The sequence below is a fragment of the Kaistia sp. MMO-174 genome (assembly GCF_037147815.1).
Classification (GTDB): domain Bacteria; phylum Pseudomonadota; class Alphaproteobacteria; order Rhizobiales; family Kaistiaceae; genus Kaistia; species Kaistia nematophila.
This window is the reverse complement of sequence record NZ_JBBCUO010000003.1, coordinates 113,543-131,449: the sequence shown is the minus strand read 5'-3', so window position 1 is coordinate 131,449 and position 17,907 is coordinate 113,543. Positions and strand designations below refer to the sequence as shown.

The 17,907-nt window shown below is 65.8% G+C and carries 22 protein-coding genes; 8 read left to right on the top strand and 14 right to left on the bottom strand.

Features of this window, described 5'->3' with window-relative positions; genetic code table 11:
• Positions 1–37 precede the first annotated feature (37 nt).
• From WFK98_RS12530 to ttcA, 5 genes are all read left to right on the top strand, one after another.
• Complete coding sequence (locus WFK98_RS12530; protein WP_336800437.1) at positions 38–1,060, top strand: Gfo/Idh/MocA family protein; 1,023 nt, start codon at positions 38–40, stop codon at positions 1,058–1,060.
• 50 nt (positions 1,061–1,110) lie between these two features.
• The gene (locus tag WFK98_RS12525) at positions 1,111–1,887 is read left to right on the top strand and encodes an SDR family NAD(P)-dependent oxidoreductase (protein WP_336800436.1); all 777 of its coding nucleotides are present in this window, start codon (positions 1,111–1,113) and stop codon (positions 1,885–1,887) included.
• A 189-nt stretch (positions 1,888–2,076) separates the two neighbouring features.
• The gene (gene rpsD / locus WFK98_RS12520; RefSeq protein WP_336800435.1) at positions 2,077–2,694 is read left to right on the top strand and encodes a 30S ribosomal protein S4; all 618 of its coding nucleotides are present in this window, start codon (positions 2,077–2,079) and stop codon (positions 2,692–2,694) included.
• Between the two features lie 138 nt (positions 2,695–2,832).
• Positions 2,833–3,726 (top strand): DMT family transporter, encoded by an 894-nt coding sequence (locus WFK98_RS12515; RefSeq protein WP_266338318.1) that lies wholly within the window; start codon positions 2,833–2,835, stop codon positions 3,724–3,726.
• Positions 3,727–3,878: 152 nt separating this feature from the next.
• Positions 3,879–4,676, top strand: coding sequence for a tRNA 2-thiocytidine(32) synthetase TtcA (gene ttcA, locus WFK98_RS12510; RefSeq protein ID WP_336800785.1), 798 nt, complete (start codon positions 3,879–3,881; stop codon positions 4,674–4,676).
• An 81-nt stretch (positions 4,677–4,757) separates the two neighbouring features.
• Here the strand turns inward: ttcA and WFK98_RS12505 are convergent, their stop codons facing one another.
• The 9 genes from WFK98_RS12505 to purC all read right to left on the bottom strand — a co-directional run bounded on the left by WFK98_RS12505 (position 4,758) and on the right by purC (position 11,754).
• On the bottom strand, positions 4,758–5,132 hold the full coding sequence (locus WFK98_RS12505) for a hypothetical protein (RefSeq protein WP_336800434.1): 375 nt from the start codon (positions 5,130–5,132) through the stop codon (positions 4,758–4,760).
• A 263-nt stretch (positions 5,133–5,395) separates the two neighbouring features.
• Positions 5,396–5,890, bottom strand: a complete 495-nt coding sequence (locus tag WFK98_RS12500) for a hypothetical protein (RefSeq protein WP_336800433.1) — start codon at positions 5,888–5,890, stop codon at positions 5,396–5,398.
• A gap of 197 nt (positions 5,891–6,087) precedes the next feature.
• A complete protein-coding gene (locus WFK98_RS12495; RefSeq protein WP_336800432.1) occupies positions 6,088–6,534 on the bottom strand; it encodes a BA14K family protein in 447 nt (148 codons plus the stop codon).
• Positions 6,535–6,954: 420 nt separating this feature from the next.
• Positions 6,955–7,290, bottom strand: coding sequence for a Grx4 family monothiol glutaredoxin (gene grxD, locus WFK98_RS12490; protein ID WP_266338314.1), 336 nt, complete (start codon positions 7,288–7,290; stop codon positions 6,955–6,957).
• 36 nt (positions 7,291–7,326) lie between these two features.
• Entirely contained in the window at positions 7,327–7,560 is a 234-nt protein-coding gene (locus WFK98_RS12485; RefSeq protein WP_266338313.1) for a BolA family protein, read from the bottom strand.
• 140 nt (positions 7,561–7,700) lie between these two features.
• Positions 7,701–9,914, bottom strand: a complete 2,214-nt coding sequence (gene purL / locus WFK98_RS12480; protein WP_336800431.1) for a phosphoribosylformylglycinamidine synthase subunit PurL — start codon at positions 9,912–9,914, stop codon at positions 7,701–7,703.
• Between the two features lie 74 nt (positions 9,915–9,988).
• Complete coding sequence (gene purQ / locus WFK98_RS12475) at positions 9,989–10,651, bottom strand: phosphoribosylformylglycinamidine synthase subunit PurQ (RefSeq protein ID WP_336800430.1); 663 nt, start codon at positions 10,649–10,651, stop codon at positions 9,989–9,991.
• A 19-nt stretch (positions 10,652–10,670) separates the two neighbouring features.
• The gene (purS, locus tag WFK98_RS12470; RefSeq protein WP_018185112.1) at positions 10,671–10,913 is read right to left on the bottom strand and encodes a phosphoribosylformylglycinamidine synthase subunit PurS; all 243 of its coding nucleotides are present in this window, start codon (positions 10,911–10,913) and stop codon (positions 10,671–10,673) included.
• 73 nt (positions 10,914–10,986) lie between these two features.
• Positions 10,987–11,754 (bottom strand): phosphoribosylaminoimidazolesuccinocarboxamide synthase, encoded by a 768-nt coding sequence (gene purC, locus WFK98_RS12465; protein ID WP_266338310.1) that lies wholly within the window; start codon positions 11,752–11,754, stop codon positions 10,987–10,989.
• 282 nt (positions 11,755–12,036) lie between these two features.
• Between purC and WFK98_RS12460 the strand changes: the two genes are divergently transcribed.
• From WFK98_RS12460 to aqpZ, 3 genes are all read left to right on the top strand, one after another.
• Positions 12,037–12,360 carry a DUF1476 domain-containing protein gene (locus WFK98_RS12460; protein ID WP_266338309.1) on the top strand — a complete coding sequence of 108 codons (324 nt, stop codon included), beginning with the start codon at positions 12,037–12,039 and terminating at the stop codon, positions 12,358–12,360.
• Between the two features lie 32 nt (positions 12,361–12,392).
• A complete protein-coding gene (locus WFK98_RS12455; RefSeq protein WP_336800429.1) occupies positions 12,393–13,166 on the top strand; it encodes an HpcH/HpaI aldolase family protein in 774 nt (257 codons plus the stop codon).
• A 76-nt stretch (positions 13,167–13,242) separates the two neighbouring features.
• Complete coding sequence (gene aqpZ / locus WFK98_RS12450; RefSeq protein ID WP_266338307.1) at positions 13,243–13,941, top strand: aquaporin Z; 699 nt, start codon at positions 13,243–13,245, stop codon at positions 13,939–13,941.
• A 96-nt stretch (positions 13,942–14,037) separates the two neighbouring features.
• On the opposite strand, the gene WFK98_RS12445 is transcribed toward aqpZ, so the two are convergent.
• The 5 genes from WFK98_RS12445 to rpe all read right to left on the bottom strand — a co-directional run bounded on the left by WFK98_RS12445 (position 14,038) and on the right by rpe (position 17,819).
• On the bottom strand, positions 14,038–14,514 hold the full coding sequence (locus WFK98_RS12445) for a glutathione peroxidase (RefSeq protein WP_336800428.1): 477 nt from the start codon (positions 14,512–14,514) through the stop codon (positions 14,038–14,040).
• 94 nt (positions 14,515–14,608) lie between these two features.
• Positions 14,609–15,916, bottom strand: coding sequence for an adenylosuccinate lyase (gene purB / locus WFK98_RS12440; protein ID WP_336800427.1), 1,308 nt, complete (start codon positions 15,914–15,916; stop codon positions 14,609–14,611).
• A 69-nt stretch (positions 15,917–15,985) separates the two neighbouring features.
• Positions 15,986–16,324, bottom strand: coding sequence for a hypothetical protein (locus tag WFK98_RS12435; RefSeq protein WP_336800426.1), 339 nt, complete (start codon positions 16,322–16,324; stop codon positions 15,986–15,988).
• A gap of 69 nt (positions 16,325–16,393) precedes the next feature.
• Entirely contained in the window at positions 16,394–17,113 is a 720-nt protein-coding gene (locus WFK98_RS12430) for a DUF2259 domain-containing protein (RefSeq protein WP_336800425.1), read from the bottom strand.
• A 37-nt stretch (positions 17,114–17,150) separates the two neighbouring features.
• The gene (rpe, locus tag WFK98_RS12425; protein ID WP_336800424.1) at positions 17,151–17,819 is read right to left on the bottom strand and encodes a ribulose-phosphate 3-epimerase; all 669 of its coding nucleotides are present in this window, start codon (positions 17,817–17,819) and stop codon (positions 17,151–17,153) included.
• Positions 17,820–17,907: the final 88 nt, after the last annotated feature.

Sequence of the window (17,907 nt, the reverse complement as noted above, 5' to 3'; positions counted from 1 at the left end):
TGCGAGGTTGGTGGCGAGGCATGGCAGGGAGCAGGCGATGATCGGGTGGGGCATTCTCGGAACGGGGTTCATCTGCGATACCGTCGCGGCGGCGATCGCAAGCAGCCCCGGTTCGCGTCTCGCCGCCGTCGCCGGCCGGGATATCGAGCGCACGGAAGCCTTCCGCGCCCGCTTCGACGGGGAGCGCGCCTATGCCGATCCTGCCGAACTGTTCGCCGATCCCGCCGTCGATGTCGTTTATGTCGGGCTGCCCAACCACCTGCACCACAGCTTCGTGGCCAGGGCAGCCGCGGCCGGCAAGGCCATCCTCAGCGAGAAGTCGCTTTCCGTCGACATGGCGAGGAGCCGGGCGCTGGTCGATGCGGTGGCAGCGAACGACGTCTTCTTCGTCGAAGGGCTGATGTATCTCGCCCATCCGCTGATCGCCCGTTTCGTCGAGATCCTGCACGACGGGCGGCTTGGCGCAATCCGATCGATCCATGCGAGCTATGCCGCCGATATCTGGCAGGTCGTCAATCCGCAGGGTCGCGGCACGCTCTACAATCTCGGCTGCTATCCGGTGTCTCTGCTGCAACTCGTGGTGCAGACCGTGGCAGGCGAAGGCGTGTTCCGCGCCCGTCGCCAGACGGGCACCGGCACGATCTCGGCGCATGACGGCAATGTCAGCGAGGCGGCGCTGGCGGTTCGCTTCGACAACGGTATCCTCGCCACCGTCCAGACGGCCGAGACATACGGCATGCATCCGGAGTTCACCGTCGTCGGCGACAGGGGCAGCCTTCGTTTCCTCGACAATCCCTGGCTGCCGCAGGCCGGCGCCAGCCGTTTGCTCGTCACCGGCTTCGATGGGGCGATCGAGGAGATCGTCGTCGAAAGCGACGCGGATGCCTTCCTGCATCAGGTTCGCATGGTCGAGCGCAGCCTCGCCGCCGGCCTGAAGGCGGCCGAGCGACCTTCGCCGAGGCCTGACGATTCCATCGAGATCATGGAAATGCTGACGGACTGGGAGGCGGATATCCGCCGCGCCCCGGCGGCGCCTGCCCGTTCCGTCGAGAATCCATAGATATTCCTCAACGGTTTGGCGCGGCATGGCCGCAGGATCAGGAGATCGGAATGGACCTCAAACTGTCGAACAAGACGGCGCTGGTGACGGGATCGACCGGCGGCATCGGCCTGGCGATCGCCCGGACGCTCGCCGAGGAGGGCGCTGCCGTCATCGTCACGGGGCGTTCGGCCGAGACGGTCGAGAAGACCGTGCAGGAGATCGGCGCCGCGCGCGGTATCGTCGCGGATGTGGCGACCGCCGAAGGCGCGGCTGCGCTGACCAGCGCCGTGCCCTCGGTCGATATTCTGGTCAACAATCTCGGCATCTATGAAGTGAAGCCCTTCGCCGAGATCACGGATGCGGACTGGCTGCACTTCTTCGATGTCAACGTGGTGAGCGGCATTCGCCTCGCGCGGCACTATTTCCCGGCCATGCTGGAGCGCAACTGGGGGCGGATCATCTTTGTCTCCAGCGAGTCGGCGCTGCAGATTCCCTCGGACATGATCCACTACGGCATGACCAAGACGGCGCAACTGTCGGTCGCGCGCGGGCTGGCCGAACTGACCAAGGGAACCGCCGTGACCGTCAACTCGGTCCTGCCGGGACCGACGCGGTCGGCCGGCATCGGCGATTTCCTGCGCTCGGTGTTCCCCGGCAATCCGGGCAGCGAGGCGGATCTGGAGAAGGAATTCTTCCGGCTCTATCGCTCGTCGTCGCTGTTGCAGCGAATGATCGATCCGAAGGAGATCGCGGCGCTGGTCGCCTATGTCGCGAGCCCGCTCGGCGCCGCCACCAATGGTGCGGCGCTCAGGGTCGAGGGCGGGCTGCTGATGTCGGCCACCTGAGGCGGCTAACGGGGCTACGGCATTTGACTCGCCCCGGCTTCTCCTCTACACCCTGCGCATCGTGCTGGTCCTTCCGGGCCGGCGCGGTATTTCACGCACCCGCGGAAGCCTCTGGGTTTCCTGTCGGCCGGCCTTAGAACCGGCAGAGGAGGGCACGTGTCCCTGTAACTCGTATCCAAGGGATATGCGATGTCGAAGCGTGCTTCGTCCAAACACAAGATTGACCGCCGTCTTGGCGAAAACCTCTGGGGTCGCCCCAAGTCTCCGGTCAACAAGCGCGAATACGGCCCCGGCCAGCATGGCCAGCGCCGCAAGGGCAAGGTTTCCGACTACGGTACCCAGCTCCGCGCCAAGCAGAAGCTCAAGGGCTACTACGGCAACATCTCCGAGAAGCAGTTCCGGAAGATCTACGCCGATGCGACCCGCCGCAAGGGCGATTCGTCGGAGAACCTGATCGGTCTCCTCGAGACCCGTCTGGACGCGATCGTCTATCGCGCCAAGTTCGTCCCGACCGTGTTCGCCGCGCGCCAGTTCATCTCGCACGGCCACATCAAGGTCAACGGCCGCCGCGTCAACATTCCGTCCTACCAGGCGAAGGTTGGCGATGTGATTGAGGTCAAGGAAGCTTCGCGTCAGCTGACGATCGTCCTCGAGGCGACCCAGCTCGCCGAGCGTGACGTTCCCGACTACATCGAAGTCGACCATCACAAGATGACCGCCAAGTTCGCGCGCGTTCCGGCTCTCGCCGACGTGCCGTACCCGGTCCAGATGGAACCGAACCTCGTCGTCGAATTCTACTCGCGCTGATCCGTCGGCACGATCGAGTTCTGGAAAAGGCCGCCTCCGGGCGGCCTTTTCTTTTTTGCTTCGCTTGCGGGCATTTCGGAGCTTCGGATTGCCGATGCGGCGGCGTATCAAGGACGTTTCCGGCGAAGGGGAGGCGGCATGACCGAAATCGCCATCGACAAGCGGCGCACCACCGATCTCGTCGGCCTCGCCGCCATCGCCACGACGATCATCGGCTGGGCCTCGGCCTTCGCTGCCATCCGGGTTGGCCTGACGGCGCTGACGCCGGTCGAACTCGCCGCTGCCCGCTATCTTTCCGCCGCCGTCCCTGCCGGCCTCTATCTGCTGGTCGCCCGGCCGCCGCTGCCCTCGCGCAAGGACTTCGTGCGGCTGCTGGTGATCGGTGTGCTCTTCATCTCTGCCTATGCCGTGCTGCTCAACACCGGCGAGCAGACGATTCCCGCGGGCCCCGCTTCGTTCATCATCCAGATCAACCCGATCATCGTCGCGCTGATTGCGGTGCCGCTGCTCGGCGAGCGGTTCGGGCTCGGCGGCTGGCTCGGCACGCTGGTGTCGTTTCTCGGCGTCGGGCTGATCGCCTATGGCAGCGGCGACGGCTTCGGGCTCAATATCGGCGCGCTGCTGATCCTCGGCGCCGCGTTCTGCACCTCGATCTCTACCATCCTGCAGAAGCCGCTGCTCGGGCGCATGCCGGCGCTCGCCGTCACCGCCTGGGTGCTGCTTCTTGGTAGCCTTCCGTTAACCCTGGCGATCCCCGATACGCTCGCCGCGCTGAAACAGTCGCCGCCCGCCGTCATCTGGTCCATCGCCTATCTCGTCGTGCTGCCGACGGTGATCGGCTACCTGACCTGGGCGATCGCGCTGAAGCGCTTCCCGGCGTCGCGGGCCTCCAACTTCCTCTATTGCATCGCGCCGACGGCGACGCTGATCGGCTATCTCTGGCTCGGCGAGGTGCCGTCGCCGCTCGGCCTGCTCGGCGGAGCCATGGCGATCGGCGGCGTGCTGATCGTCAATCTGACCCGCCGGCGATAGGGTCGCGGGCGTTTGGGCTTGCCGGGCGGCGCGGGACGCGGCATCAAGGCGCGAACGCCGGAACCAAGACCATGACCGAACTGCTCGACATCGCCCGCCGCATCGCGGCCTCGGACCCGCTGGAGGCGGAGGGCGGCGACGCCTGCCATCCGATGTTCCGCAAGGGACCGGACACGGTCGAGTTCGGCAAGCTGCGCAAGCGGCTGATCCGGCAGGTGCGGCAGGCGCTCGACGATTTCGCCATGGTGCGGCCCGGTGACCGCTGGCTGGTCTGCCTGTCGGGCGGCAAGGACAGCTACACGCTGCTGGCGCTGCTGCTCGACCTGAAATGGCGCGGCATGCTGCCGGTCGACCTGCTCGCCTGCAATCTCGACCAGGCGCAGCCGGGCTTCCCGGCCGAGATCCTGCCCAACTACCTGACCGAACTCGGCGTGCCGCACCGGATCGAGCGCCAGGACACCTATTCGATCGTCACCTCGAAGATCGAACCCGGCAAGACCTATTGCGCGCTGTGCTCGCGGCTGCGGCGCGGCCATCTCTACCGGATCGCGCGGGAGGAGGGATGCCAGGCCGTGGTGCTCGGCCATCACCGCGAGGACATTCTCGAGACGTTCTTCCTGAACCTGTTCCATGGCGGCAAGCTCGCCTCGATGCCGCCGAAGCTGCTGAACGAGGAGGGCGACCGGCTGGTGCTGCGGCCGCTCGCCTATGCGGCGGAGGACGACATCGCCCGCTTCGCGACGGCGATGCAGTTCCCGATTATCCCCTGCGACCTCTGCGGCTCGCAGGAAGGCCTGCAGCGCAATGTCGTCAAGCAGATGCTGGCCGATTGGGAGAAGCAGGCGCCCGGCCGCAAGGAGATCATGCTGCGGGCGCTCGGCAAGGCCAATCCCTCGCATCTCCTGGACCGGAACCTATTCGATTTTGGGAGCCTCGCGGGGCAGCGCTAGGCCAACGGGCGATCCGCGCGCCGATGGCCGCTCATGCGCAGGGCGCGGCCGGAGCCGCGCCCTGAGAGGTTTTGTTCGCCATCAGTAGCCGGTCGCCACGCAGGTGCGCGGGCCGATGGCGCCGTGGGCTGTATAGGTGTGGCCGCATGTCACCGGCAGGCCGGAATCATCGAACTCCGTGCCGCCCGATCCGGAGACGGCCGGACCGAAGAGCAGTCCGCCCCGGACCACGCCGATCGGATGGTGGTGATCGCCGCTACCGCCGCTGTGCAAACCGCCACTCATGCCGCCGCTGCCGCCATGCCAGCCGCTGCCGCCTGAAAGGCTCGAGCCGCCGCCATGGCTGCCGTGATCATTGTTCGCGAAGGCGAGGTTTGCGCCGCCCATGGCGCCGACGCTCAGCATGATTCCGATGGCGCCGACATGCAGCATGGTCTTCATGGTCCTGATCATCATGGTTCTCCTCGGTTGACGATCTGGATCTGTTCCAGATCATCGCCCTCCGCCACCGATGAATCTAGGTTGCGACCCTGAAAAACGGATTTCCAATACCTGAAAAAGAGGTCATGACGTCTCGGTTAAAACTGGTTCATGAACGACCATTTGTCATCCGCCATCAATATATCTGTTAGTATACGTTGCAGGCGATGCCGCATCTCCGGGTGCGAAAAAGCAGCGCGCCGGAGCGCGCTGCTTGCGACGGTTCGGACAGCGGATGTCTACGGGATGGCGCAGACGTTCCGATAGCCGAGATAGCTGTAGTGATGCGGATAGGCGCAGGGCGCGTAGTCGTAGCTGTACTCCTCATTGGAATAGCTGGAGCCCTGCTGGTTGTAGCCGGCGAGCAGGCCGAGCGGCAGGATAGGCACGCCGGGATTGCCGGGGTGATGATGGTGGTGGTTATGGTCGTGGTCGTGACCGTCGGACCAGCTGCCGCCGGAGCCGCCGCCCCACCAGCCGTTGCCGGGATGGCCGCCGCCGGACCAGCCGCCCGACATGCCGCCCGTCGACCAGGCGCTGGCCATGGTCGGACCTGTGCTGCCACCGTGGCCCCCGGACCAGCCGCTGGACCAGCCGCCGCCACCGTGGCTGCCGCTGTCTTCGATGTTGTGATGGCCGCGCGCGAGCGCGGGCGCCGAGACGCCGATCGTGCCGATGCCCAGGATGGCAGCGATTGCGCCGATATGCAGGATGGACTTCATCTCGGTGATCATGACGGAACTCCTGGATTGGCGAGGCGATCCTTCGGTCGCACGCGCCGCCCTCCGTCGGGGATGACCTAATCACTTCCGGGCCGAAACCAACTTTCCAATTGGTTAATTTCCGTTAACCATCCGCTGGCCCCAAGCGCCAGCCAGCGCGCGACAGAAAAGGCGGCGCCTGCGCGCCGCCCTTTCTGAAGACGTCGTGGCTACGGCATCATGCAGCGGTGTCGATAGCCGTCGAAGCCGACATAGGTGCCGGTCCGGGGATCGAAGGTACGATATCGGCTGGCGCAGTAGGCAACGTAGTCGCCGCCGTAGTCGCCTTCGTAGTAGCGCGGCTGGTTCGCGGAGTTGGCGATGATGGCGCCGGTGGCGAGGCCCATGATGCCGGCTGCGGCGGCAGCGCCGCCCCAGTTGTCGCCATAGTAGTAACCGCCGTTCCAGCCGCCGCCGTGCCAGCGGTTGCCGTGGCGCCAGCGCCAGTCATTGCCGCCGCCGTGCCAGCGATTGCCGTTCCAGTTGTCGGCGACCTGAAAAGAACCGTCGCCGGCGGCGCCCGCGGCCTGGGCGGGCGTTCCGAGCGCGACGATCGAGGCCGCGAAGACAGCAATGGCGAGGCCGGATCTCAGCATAGCTTTCGTACGCTTCAACATCGTTCCAATCCTTCTGCCAAGAGCGAGTCGATCGGTTCCCCTGGACGCGCCGGGGGAGAGGTCAATCGACGATTTGCTCTGATGGATACCAACGATGTCGCGAGGATTAGGTTCCCCAGGGAGAGGAGACCTGATCGGGCCTATCGGCGTTCGCTTCGAGCGCCGTCACCGCGCCGCGATGAATTCAAAATATCGAAGTGGTCTTCTGCGTTCGACTTCGGAGCAGGAAGCATTTGCGGACCGGCGCGCGCCTTTGCCCGCTTTTGGGCGGCGGCGTGCCGTTCGTGCCGGCTTGAGGGGAGGTGAAGCAAGAGCAAGCTTGGTATCGCGCGGAGGGCCCGTGCTTTCGGGCGGCCTTCGGACATGAAAAAAGGCGAGCGCGGAGCGCGCTCGCCTTCGACAGGAAAGCAGAAGCCCAAATCAGGCCGACTTGGCGACCGTGATGCCCTTCTCGGTCAGGAAGGTCTGCAGTTCGCCGGCCTGGAACATCTCGCGGACGATGTCGCAGCCGCCGACGAATTCGCCCTTCACGTAGAGCTGCGGGATTGTCGGCCAGTTGGAGAAGTCCTTGATGCCCTGGCGGATTTCCGCGTCGGCGAGCACGTTGATGCCCTTGTAGTCGACGCCGAGGAAATCGAGGATCTGAACGACCTGGCCGGAGAAGCCGCACTGCGGAAAGGCGGGGGTGCCCTTCATGAAGAGCACGACGTCGTTGGAGCTGACTTCGTTCTGGATAAGGGCGTGGATATCGCTCATCTCAACTATTTCCTTTTTGCCGGCCGCCGGCCGATCCTATTCCGGTGCGCTGGTCTGCAGGGCCAGCGCATGCAGGACGCCGCCCATGTTTCCCTTGAGCGCAGCATAAATCATCTGGTGCTGCTGCACGCGGTTCTTTCCGCGAAAAGCCTCGGACACAACTTCGGCAGCATAATGGTCACCGTCGCCCGCGAGATCGCGGATCGTGACCGTCGCGTCCGGAAGAGCCTCCTTGATCAGAGCCTCAATGTCGCGCGCGTCCATTGCCATCAGTCTATCCCCTCAGCCGTCTTCCTTGGAGCCTGTCACGTTCCTCGAAACGGCGAAAGGCTCCTTCGATTTGCTCCGCAGCGCCTGCTTCGCGCAAAACGATGCTGTCATGCGCGAAGATGGGCCGGGTCCGCCGCCGGTCAGTCGGCGACGGCCATGAACTCAGGGAACCAATTCTCGTGGCCCTGCTTCAGCTTTGCAACAGATATGGTGGCGAGGCCCTCGACATCCAACACCTCGCCGCCGACCGTGCCGAGCACGCGGGCCTCGACGCCGGCCTCCGCCGCCGCCGCCGTGACGGCATCGAGCACCGAAGGCGCCACGGTCAAGACGTAGCGGGCCTGGTCCTCGCCGAACAGGAAGCCGTGCGGCGTCGCCGCGCTTTCGGGAAGCGTGACCGAAGCGCCGATGCCGCGCGCCATCGCCATCTCGGCGAGGGCGGCGAGCAGGCCGCCATCGGAAATGTCGTGGCAGGCGGTGACGAGTCGATTGCGGATGACGCCGCGAACAAAGTCGCCGACGCGGCGTTCCTCGGCGAGGTCGACCGGCGGGGGAGCGCCTTCCTCGCGGCCGAGGATCTCGCGCAGATAGATCGACTGGCCGAGATGGCCGCCGTCGCGACCGATCTGGACGATGACGTCGCCGGCCGACTTGAAGGCGACGGTCGCCATGACGTCGATGTCCGGCAGCAGGCCGACGCCGCCGATGGCGGGGGTCGGCAGGATGCCGACGCCGTTGGTTTCGTTGTAGAGCGAGACGTTGCCGGAGACGATCGGGAAGTCGAGCGCGCGGCAGGCGGCGCCGATGCCCTCGATGGCGCCGACGAACTGGCCCATGATCTCCGGCTTTTCCGGATTGCCGAAGTTCAGGTTGTCGGTGGCGGCCAGCGGCTCGGCGCCGACGGCGGTGAGGTTGCGCCAGCATTCGGCGATCGCCTGCTTGCCGCCCTCGAACGGATCGGCCTCGCAATAACGCGGGGAAACGTCGAGCGAGAAGGCGAGGCCCTTGCTGTCATGGCCCAAGACGCGGATGACGGCGGCGTCGCCGCCCGGCTTCTGCGCGGTGTTGCCCTGAATCAGGTGGTCGTATTGCTCCCAGACCCAGCGGCGCGAGGCCATGTCGGGCGAGGAGACGAGCTTCAGCAGCGCCTCGGCATAGTCATTCGGCGCGGCGACGTCGGCGGCCTCGATCGCGGCCGGAACCGGACGGCGCACGAAGGGACGATCATATTCCGGCGCCTGGTCGCCCAGTTCTTTGATCGGCAGGTCGGCGACGACGGCGCCCTTGTGCAGGATGCGGAAGCGCAGGTCGTCCGTGGTCCAGCCGACGATGGCGAAGTCGAGGCCCCATTTGTGGAAGATCGCCTCGGCTTCCTTCTCCTGCTCGGGGCGCAGCACCATCAGCATGCGCTCCTGGCTTTCCGAGAGCATCATCTCGTAGGCCGTCATGTTGGCTTCGCGGCAGGGCACCTTGTCGAGGTCCAGCTCGATGCCGAGGTCGCCCTTGGCGCCCATCTCGACGGCCGAGCAGGTGAGGCCGGCGGCGCCCATGTCCTGGATGGCGATGACGGCGCCGGTCTTCATCAGTTCCAGGCAGGCTTCCAGCAGCAGCTTCTCGCCGAAGGGGTCGCCGACCTGCACGGTCGGGCGCTTCTCCTCGATCGATTCGTCAAATTCGGCAGAGGCCATGGTGGCGCCGCCGACGCCGTCGCGGCCGGTCTTGGAGCCGAGATAAACGACGGGCAGGCCGACGCCTTCCGCCTTCGAATAGAAGATCTTGTCGGCGTCGGCGAGGCCGGCGGCAAAGGCGTTGACGAGGATGTTGCCGTTGTAGCGGGAATGGAAGTTCACCTCGCCGCCGACCGTCGGCACGCCGAAGGAATTGCCATAGCCGCCGACACCGGAGACGACGCCGGAGACGAGATGGCGGGTCTTCGGATGGTCCGGCGAGCCGAAGCGCAGCGCGTTCATGGCCGCGACCGGGCGGGCGCCCATGGTGAAGACGTCGCGCAGAATGCCGCCGACGCCCGTCGCCGCGCCCTGGTAGGGCTCGATGAAGGACGGGTGGTTGTGGCTTTCCATCTTGAAGATGATCGCCTGGCCGTCGTCGATGTCGACGACGCCGGCGTTCTCGCCGGGGCCGCAGATGACGCGCGGGCCGGTCGTCGGCAGGGTGCGCAGCCACTTCTTCGACGACTTGTAGGAACAGTGTTCGTTCCACATCGCCGAGAAGATGCCCAGCTCCGTCAGGGTGGGCTCCCGGCCGATCAGATCAAGGATGCGCTGATATTCGTCGGGCTTGAGGCCATGGCTGGCGATGAGCTCGGGCGTGATCGGCGTGTCGTTCTGGAGCACGGAAACCTCAGGTCAATCAGGGCGCGGACCGGGAAACGGTCTGGACGTGGCTGTCGGGATCAGTCTGGCGAAGGTCAGGCGACGGCGGCGAGCGCCGCTTCGAACAGCGGCCGTCCGTCGGTGCCGCCGTTCAGCGGTTCGATCAGGTTCTCGGGATGCGGCATCATGCCGAGGATGTTGCGCTTCTCCGACAGGATGCCGGCGATGTCGTCGACCGAGCCGTTCGGATTGTCGACATAGCGGAAGGCGACGCGGTCTTCGCCCTTGAGGCGGGCCAGCGTTTCGTCGTCGGTGCGGTAGTTACCGTCGCCATGGGCGACCGGCGACCGGATGATCTGGCCCTTGGCGTAGCCGCGGGTGAACTGGCTCGCCGTGGTCTCGACGCGGAGCTCGACTTCCTTGCAGATGAACTTGAGCCCGGCATTGCGCATCAGCACGCCCGGCAGCAGGCCGGCCTCGCACAGGATCTGGAAGCCGTTGCAGACGCCGAGCACGGCGACGCCGCGTGCGGCCTCGCGGGCGATGGCGGCCATGATCGGCTCGCGCGCGGCGATGGCGCCGGAGCGCAGGTAGTCGCCATAGGAGAAGCCGCCGGGAATGACGATCAGGTCGACCTTAGGCAGGTCATGATCGCCGTGCCAGACGGTGACGGGGCGGTGGCCGGTGATCTTGTCGATGGCGGCGACCATGTCGCGTTCGCGATTGGAGCCTGGGAATACGACGACGGCGGATTTCATCGGTGGTGTCCCTCGCGGCTCAGTCGACGATCTCGACCCGGTAATTCTCGATGACGGTGTTGGCCAGAAGCTTGGCGGCCATGGCCTCGAGCTCGGTCTTCGCCTTGGCGGCGTCGGTCGATTCGACCTCGATGTCGAACACCTTGCCCTGGCGGACGCTGCCGATGCCGGCAAAGCCCAGCGCGCCGAGCGCGCCTTCGATGGCCTTGCCCTGGGGATCCAGAACGCCGTTCTTCAAGGTGACGGTGACGCGGGCCTTCATCGGTTACTCCAGTGGGGATGGATCCAGAAATGCAAACGGCCGCCTCGCGGCGGCCGTTGCCATGAACGGGTACTTACTGAACGAGCACAGGCCCGCCGCCCTGCGGCCGCTCCTGCTCTTCTGTCAGGATGCCGAGACGGCGCGCCACTTCCTGGTAGGCCTCGACGAGGCCGCCCATGTCGCGGCGGAAGCGGTCCTTGTCGAGCTTGTTCTGGGTCGCAACGTCCCAGAGCCGGCACGAATCGGGCGAGATCTCGTCGGCGACGACGATCCGCATCATGTCGGCTTCCCAGAGGCGTCCGCACTCGATCTTGAAATCGACGAGCTGGATGCCGGCGCCCAGGAACAGGCCGGAGAGGAAGTCGTTGACGCGGATGGCGAGCGCCATGATGTCATCGATTTCCTGCGGGGTCGCCCAGCCGAAGGCGGTGATGTGCTCTTCCGACACCATTGGGTCGTCGAGCGCGTCGGCCTTGTAGTAGAACTCGATGATCGAGCGCGGCAGGACCGTGCCTTCCTCGAGGCCGAGGCGCTTGGCCAGCGAGCCGGCCGCGACGTTGCGGACGACGACCTCGAGCGGGATGATCTCGACTTCGCGGATCAGCTGTTCGCGCATGTTCAACCGACGGATGAAATGCGTCGGGATGCCCATCCGGTTCAGATGCGTGAAGATGTGCTCGGAAATGCGGTTGTTCAACACGCCTTTTCCGTCAACGACCTCATGCTTCTTGTTATTGAAGGCAGTCGCATCGTCCTTGAAGAACTGGATCAGAGTCCCGGGCTCCGGTCCTTCGAAAAGGATCTTGCCCTTGCCTTCATAGATGCGCCGACGACGGTTCATGGGCACATACCGTGGTTTGAGGAAATCCATATAGCCGGGGTTCCAATGTACAGGGATTCGCCGCGGCGAAGCTCAGCCAACCGACTCTCGAGGAGGTCGCTTGCGCGGCGTGAACCTACTCGATCACTCGTCATTTCACAATGACGGATAGATGCGGCGCTTTGAGCGCTTTCAGCCGCCTCTTCCCATTCGGTGCTGTCATTGATTTGGGGTGGCGACGGCGATATGCAAGGCCCATATCATGGCCCTGGCCAACAAGTTGACCAAGTGGAGAGACCGCCTATGACGACGTTTGACCAGCGCAAGAACGCTTTCGAGAGCCAGTTCGCCCTGGACGAGGCGACTCGGTTCAAGGCCGTGGCGCGGCGCAACCGCCAGCTCGGCATCTGGGCGGCTGCCCTCCTGGGCAAGTCGGGCGTCGAGGCGGAGGCCTATGCCTCCGACGTGGTCGCGGCGGATTTCGAGGAAGCCGGCGATGAAGACGTCTTCCGCAAGCTGCGCGCCGATTTCGACGCCGCCGGCGTCGCCGAGTCGGACCACCAGATCCGCCGCACCATGAACGAACTGCTGGCCCAGGCGGTCGAGCAGCTGAAGACCGAAGGCTGAGCCTTTTTCCAAAGCCTCCGGAGCACCTGAACATGGCGATGCCTTCCCTCGTTTCGGTGCTCCGGTCGCGCGGCGCCTGCCTGACCGCCTGGATCGCGACACCCGAGCCGCTGATCGCCGAAAGCGCGGCGCGCGCCGGGTTCGACTGCGCGACGCTCGACATGCAGCACGGCCTGCATGATCCCGTCAGCGTGATGCGCGGCATTGGCGCCGTCGCGCTGGCCGGCGTTCCCGCCATCGTCCGCATTCCCGTCGGCGACTTCGCCATGGCGAGCCGCGCGCTCGACATGGGCGCCAGCGCCATCATCGCGCCGATGATCAATTCGGCCGAGGATGCCCGCGCCTTCGCCACCGCCGCCAAGTATCCGCCGCTCGGCGAGCGCAGCTGGGGGCCCGTACGGGCGATGCAGCTTTCCGGCGTTTCCGACGGCGCCGCCTTTCTGCGCGATACCAACGCCGCCACGCTCACCTTCGCGATGATCGAGACGCGGGCCGCGCTGCAGGCGCTGGACGAGATCCTCGCCGTTCCAGGCATCGATGCCGTGTTCATCGGCCCGTCGGATCTTTCGATCGCGCTATCGGATGGCGCCAGCGTCGATCCGATGCGCGCCGACAACCAGGCCGCGGCGGCCGACATCCTCGCCCGCGCCCATGCGGCCGGCAAGCTCGCCGGCATCTTCGCCATCACCGGCGAGCAGGCGCGGCACTACCGCAACCTCGGCTACGACCTGATCGCGCTCGGCACCGATGGCATGTATTTCCGCCTCGGCGCGACGACGATGCTTGCCGAAGCGAAAGCCGAGTAAAGCCGGCACTATTTTAAGTTGAAGATCGGGCGTACCTTTTCCCGGCAGTGATTCGACTGTTTCGGGGAAATTTCTCATGCAAAAAGCCATCGCGGAGTTCATCGGAACCTTTACGCTCGTCCTGTTCGGCTGCGGCGCCGCCGTTGTCGCAGGGCCTGCCATTGCCGCCGCCAATACGGTCGGTGTGCTCGGCATCGCCTTTTCCTTCGGCCTCGCCATCGTCGCCATGGCCTATGCGATCGGCCCGATTTCCGGTTGCCACGTCAATCCCGCCGTCAGTCTCGGCGCTCTTGTCGCCGGCCGCATGTCCGTCGGCGACTTCATCACCTATGTGATTGCCCAGGTGCTCGGCGCCATCGTCGGCGCGCTGGTGCTCTACCTGATCATGAAGGGCAAGGCGGAAGGCTGGGATGGCGGCATGGGCACCAATGGCTGGGGGCCCGGATATGGCGGCGGCTACAACGTCACCTCGGCCTTCCTCTTCGAAGTGGTCGCGACCTTCATCTTCCTGGTCGTCATCCTCGGCGTCACGCACAAGCTGGTCACGCACGCCTTTGCCGGCCTCGCGATTGGCCTGACGCTGACGATGATCCATATCGTCGGCATCAACATCACCGGTACTTCGGTCAATCCGGCGCGCAGCCTCGGCCCGGCGTTGTTCGTCGGCGGCGCGGCACTGTCGCAGCTCTGGCTGTTCATCGTGGCGCCGTTCATCGGCGCTGCCATTGCCGGCTTCGTCTATCGCGCCGGCATCCTCTACAACGGCGAGCACTGATCCTTGCACGGCGCAGCGCGCTCGTCGGGCCTGTCCCCTTCATGACGCCCAAGAAAGCCGCCCCCCGGGGCGGCTTTTTGCTTCGGTTTCTCTGCGTCAGGCCTTCGAGAGCTCCGTCTCGATGGCGGAGACGACCGCCGGATCGGTCGGTTCGGTCTTAGGCGCGAAGCGCGCGGCGACATGTCCGTCGCGGCCGATCAGGAACTTCTCGATGTTCCAGCTGACATCCTCGTCGCCGGCCAGCGCGTCATAGAGCGGGTGGCGATCCTCGCCCTTGACCGAGATCTTGGCGAACATCGGGAAATCGACGCCATAGGTCAGGCGGCAGAATTCCTGGATCTCCTCGTTGCTGCCCGGCTCCTGGCCCATGAAGTTGTTGGCGGGGAAGCCGACGACCGTCAGACCCTTGTCCTTGTAGGTCCGGTAGAGGGCCTCCAGCCCGTCATATTGCGGCGTCAGCCCGCATTTCGATGCGACGTTGACGACGAGCAGCACGCGGCCGGCATAGTCGCCGAGCGACGCCTGGCTGCCATCGATGCGGTTGACGGGAATGTCGTAGAGCGGGGAGGGCATGCTGGAACCTCAAGCTTCATGGCGGTGAAACGAAAACAGGCGCCCTAGAGATAAGGGCGCCTGTCAAAAGCTCAAAGCTTCGTCTTGCCGATCCTTACGCCTCGCCGAAGACGCGGCGGAAGATCGTGTCGATGTGCTTGGTGTGGTAGCCGAGGTCGAACTTCTCCTCGATTTCCGCATCCGACAGCAGCGCCGTCACGTCCGGGTCGGCCTTGAGCTCGGTCAGGAAGTCCGCGCCCTGTTCCCAGACCTTCATCGCGTTGCGCTGGACGAGGCTGTAGGCATCCTCGCGCGAGGCGCCCTTCTGGGTCAGCGCGAGGAGAACGCGCTGCGAATGGACCAGGCCGCCGAGGCGGTCGAGGTTCTTCTGCATGTTCTCGGGATAGACGAGCAGCTTGTCGATCACGCCGGTGAGGCGGTTGAGCGCGAAGTCGAGCGTCACCGTCGCGTCCGGGCCGATCATGCGCTCGACCGAGGAGTGCGAGATGTCGCGTTCGTGCCAGAGGGCGACGTTCTCCATCGCCGGCACCGCCATGCCGCGCACCAGCCGGGCGAGGCCGGTCAGGTTCTCGGTCAGGACCGGGTTGCGCTTGTGCGGCATCGCCGACGAGCCCTTCTGGCCGGGGGAGAAATACTCCTCGGCCTCGAGCACTTCGGTGCGCTGCAGATGGCGGATCTCGGTGGCGAGGCGCTCGATAGACGAGGCGACGACGCCGAGCGTCGCGAAATACATCGCGTGACGGTCGCGCGGGATGACCTGGGTCGAGACCGGCTCCGGCACGAGGCCGAGCTTCTCGGCGACATGCTCCTCGACGCGCGGATCGATGTTGGCGAAGGAGCCGACGGCGCCGGAAATGGCGCAGGTGGCGACCTCGGCGCGGGCGGCGACCAGGCGGGCGCGGCAGCGATCGAACTCGGCATAGGCCTGGGCGAGCTTCATGCCGAAGGTGATCGGCTCGGCATGGATGCCATGGCTGCGGCCGATGGTGACCGTGTTCTTGTGCTCGAAGGCACGACGCTTCAGGGCGGCGAGCAGCTTGTCGACATCGGCGATCAAGAGGTCGGCGGCGCGCACCAGCTGGATGTTGAAGCAGGTGTCGAGCACGTCGGACGATGTCATGCCCTGGTGCACGAAGCGGGCGTCCTCGCCGACGATCTCGGCCAGATGCGTCAGGAAGGCGATGACGTCATGCTTGGTGACGCGCTCGATCTCGTCGATCCGGTCGATGTCGAACGTCGCCGCGCCGCCCTTTTCCCAGACGGTCTTGGCCGCCGATTTCGGGATGGTGCCGATCTCGGCCAGCGCGTCGAGCGCGTGCGCCTCGATCTCGAACCAGATGCGGAACTTGGTCTCCGGCGACCAGATCGCCGTCATTTCGGGGCGCGAGTAGCGCGGGATCATAGGCGGGCCCTCATGGTTTCGACCGGGGGTCTAACAGAGCACGAGGGCCCGAACAACCCGATTGCCTGCCTAATCGAGCGGTGGGGGAGGCGGCGGCGGCTCGTCCGGGTCGGCATAGCCGTCCGGCGGCGGCGGTGGCGCGCAGTCCGTGCGTCGTTCCGTGGTCGTGCCGGTTTCGTCCTGCGTCTGGATTGTCGTCTCGGTGCAGCCGGGAGGCGGCGGGGGTGGTGGCTCATCCACGGCGCCAGGCGGCGGTGGAACCTCGATATCCTCGGCGACGACGATGTTGCCCGCCAATGTCGCCGAAGGAACGGCCAGAATGCCGAAGGCGCAGGCCGCGAGGCCGAACATCGCCAGCCGAAACGGCTGACTTCGCGCACCCGTCGGCTTTGTCGGTCTTGTCGTCATGGAAGATACTCCTTACCGGCCCCGCGGGTTCAACGGTCGGGTAGAGGAGGCGTTCCGACGAAAGGCGTATCAGGGAAGCTGCGCCGTCACCGCCATGTAGCGGCCATCCGGGCCCTCGAAGCCGCGCGTCAGCACCATGACCAGCGCGACCAGTGTCGCCGGCTGGCCGAAGCGCTGGTAGATGACGACGTCGTTGATGCGATAGTCGAGCGCCGTGCCGCGGCTGGCCGGCAGCGACTTGTCCTCATGCAGCACGGTGTCGCCGCGCTCGTCCTGCAGGATCAGGCGGAAGCCCTGGGTCTTGTAGTCCGGGTCGTCATTGTTCGGCGCGTCGAGCGGGATCGTCTCGAGCTTCAGTTTGAGCTCCGGTCCGTCGAGCTGCTGCTTCGGGTGGCGGCGAAACGCGATCGAATAGGGATCGCGGCCACTCTCGGTGATCGGATTGGAGGCGAGCAGCGTGCCCGGCTGATCGAGGCCCGCGAGATGGTCGCCGGCCCTCTTGCGCGCGTCGGCGCGCGCTGCGGCGATGCCGGCCGTCTCATCGTCCAGGCGGACGCGGACCGGCGTGCCGGCGACCCAGCTGTCCCGAGCCGTGTCGAGCACGAAGATGTTGGAATAGGGGAAGCCGGAGCCGTCCTGGATGCCGAATTCCTCGAAGGCGAATCGGCCGCCATCCGGCGAGAAGCCGAGGATCGAGCGCTCGGCGAAATCGCCCGCCATCGCCGCGGTCGGCGCGGCGGCGGCGAGGGCTCCGGAGATCAGGCAGGCGGCGAGGGCGAGGTTGCGCATGGTCCGGTCTTTCTGCTGGAGGCTCGGAGGCGCGCGATCAGCCGCGCGCGACGGCGTCGCGGATTGCCTGGATGTTGCCGGCGACAGCGGCGCTGCCGCCCTTGAAGACGGAGGAGCCCGCGACGAGCACGTCGGCGCCCGCCTTGACCAGGGCCGGAGCGGTATCCGGCGCGACGCCGCCATCGACCTCGATATGGATGGGGCGGTCGCCGATCATCGCCTTGACGCGGGCGACCTTGTCGATCGACTCCGGGATGAAGGTCTGGCCACCGAAGCCCGGATTGACGCTCATCACCAGCACGAGGTCGATCATGTCGAGCACATAGGCGATGGCGCTCTCGGGCGTCGAGGGATTGAGCGCGACTCCGGCCTTCTTGCCAAGATGGCGGATGGTCTGCAGCGACCGGTGCAGGTGCGGGCCGGCTTCGGCATGCACGGTGATGAGATCGGCGCCCGCTTCCGCGAATTCCGCGAGGAACGGGTCGGCCGGCGTGATCATCAGGTGGACGTCGAACACGGCCTTGGTCAGCGGCCGAAGCGCCCGCACGACCGGCGGGCCGAAGGTGATGTTGGGGACGAAGTGGCCATCCATGATGTCGAGATGGACCCAGTCCGCGCCGCCCGTCTCGATGGCGCGTACTTCCTCTCCGAGACGGGAAAAGTCCGAAGCGAGGATGGACGGCGAGATCAGCAGAGGCGAGGCCATGATAGCAAGCTTTCAGCTTCGAGGGGCGTTGAGGGCGGGTCCGGACGGTCCGTTTCGGCCGTAACACGGCAATCGCGCCCCGGCAATT

Excerpts from the sequence above, each read along its gene's own strand:
- WFK98_RS12530 (WP_336800437.1), top strand. The coding sequence starts at position 38 with ATGATCGGGTGGGGCATTCTCGGAACGGGGTTCATCTGCGATACCGTC.
- WFK98_RS12525 (WP_336800436.1), top strand. The coding sequence starts at position 1,111 with ATGGACCTCAAACTGTCGAACAAGACGGCGCTGGTGACGGGATCGACC.
- rpsD (WP_336800435.1), top strand. The coding sequence starts at position 2,077 with ATGTCGAAGCGTGCTTCGTCCAAACACAAGATTGACCGCCGTCTTGGC.
- WFK98_RS12515 (WP_266338318.1), top strand. The coding sequence starts at position 2,833 with ATGACCGAAATCGCCATCGACAAGCGGCGCACCACCGATCTCGTCGGC.
- ttcA (WP_336800785.1), top strand. The coding sequence starts at position 3,879 with ATGTTCCGCAAGGGACCGGACACGGTCGAGTTCGGCAAGCTGCGCAAG.
- WFK98_RS12505 (WP_336800434.1), bottom strand. The coding sequence starts at position 5,132 with ATGATGATCAGGACCATGAAGACCATGCTGCATGTCGGCGCCATCGGA.
- WFK98_RS12500 (WP_336800433.1), bottom strand. The coding sequence starts at position 5,890 with ATGATCACCGAGATGAAGTCCATCCTGCATATCGGCGCAATCGCTGCC.
- WFK98_RS12495 (WP_336800432.1), bottom strand. The coding sequence starts at position 6,534 with ATGTTGAAGCGTACGAAAGCTATGCTGAGATCCGGCCTCGCCATTGCT.
- grxD (WP_266338314.1), bottom strand. The coding sequence starts at position 7,290 with ATGAGCGATATCCACGCCCTTATCCAGAACGAAGTCAGCTCCAACGAC.
- WFK98_RS12485 (WP_266338313.1), bottom strand. The coding sequence starts at position 7,560 with ATGGCAATGGACGCGCGCGACATTGAGGCTCTGATCAAGGAGGCTCTT.
- purQ (WP_336800430.1), bottom strand. The coding sequence starts at position 10,651 with ATGAAATCCGCCGTCGTCGTATTCCCAGGCTCCAATCGCGAACGCGAC.
- purS (WP_018185112.1), bottom strand. The coding sequence starts at position 10,913 with ATGAAGGCCCGCGTCACCGTCACCTTGAAGAACGGCGTTCTGGATCCC.
- purC (WP_266338310.1), bottom strand. The coding sequence starts at position 11,754 with ATGAACCGTCGTCGGCGCATCTATGAAGGCAAGGGCAAGATCCTTTTC.
- WFK98_RS12460 (WP_266338309.1), top strand. The coding sequence starts at position 12,037 with ATGACGACGTTTGACCAGCGCAAGAACGCTTTCGAGAGCCAGTTCGCC.
- WFK98_RS12455 (WP_336800429.1), top strand. The coding sequence starts at position 12,393 with ATGGCGATGCCTTCCCTCGTTTCGGTGCTCCGGTCGCGCGGCGCCTGC.
- aqpZ (WP_266338307.1), top strand. The coding sequence starts at position 13,243 with ATGCAAAAAGCCATCGCGGAGTTCATCGGAACCTTTACGCTCGTCCTG.
- WFK98_RS12445 (WP_336800428.1), bottom strand. The coding sequence starts at position 14,514 with ATGCCCTCCCCGCTCTACGACATTCCCGTCAACCGCATCGATGGCAGC.
- purB (WP_336800427.1), bottom strand. The coding sequence starts at position 15,916 with ATGATCCCGCGCTACTCGCGCCCCGAAATGACGGCGATCTGGTCGCCG.
- WFK98_RS12435 (WP_336800426.1), bottom strand. The coding sequence starts at position 16,324 with ATGACGACAAGACCGACAAAGCCGACGGGTGCGCGAAGTCAGCCGTTT.
- WFK98_RS12430 (WP_336800425.1), bottom strand. The coding sequence starts at position 17,113 with ATGCGCAACCTCGCCCTCGCCGCCTGCCTGATCTCCGGAGCCCTCGCC.
- rpe (WP_336800424.1), bottom strand. The coding sequence starts at position 17,819 with ATGGCCTCGCCTCTGCTGATCTCGCCGTCCATCCTCGCTTCGGACTTT.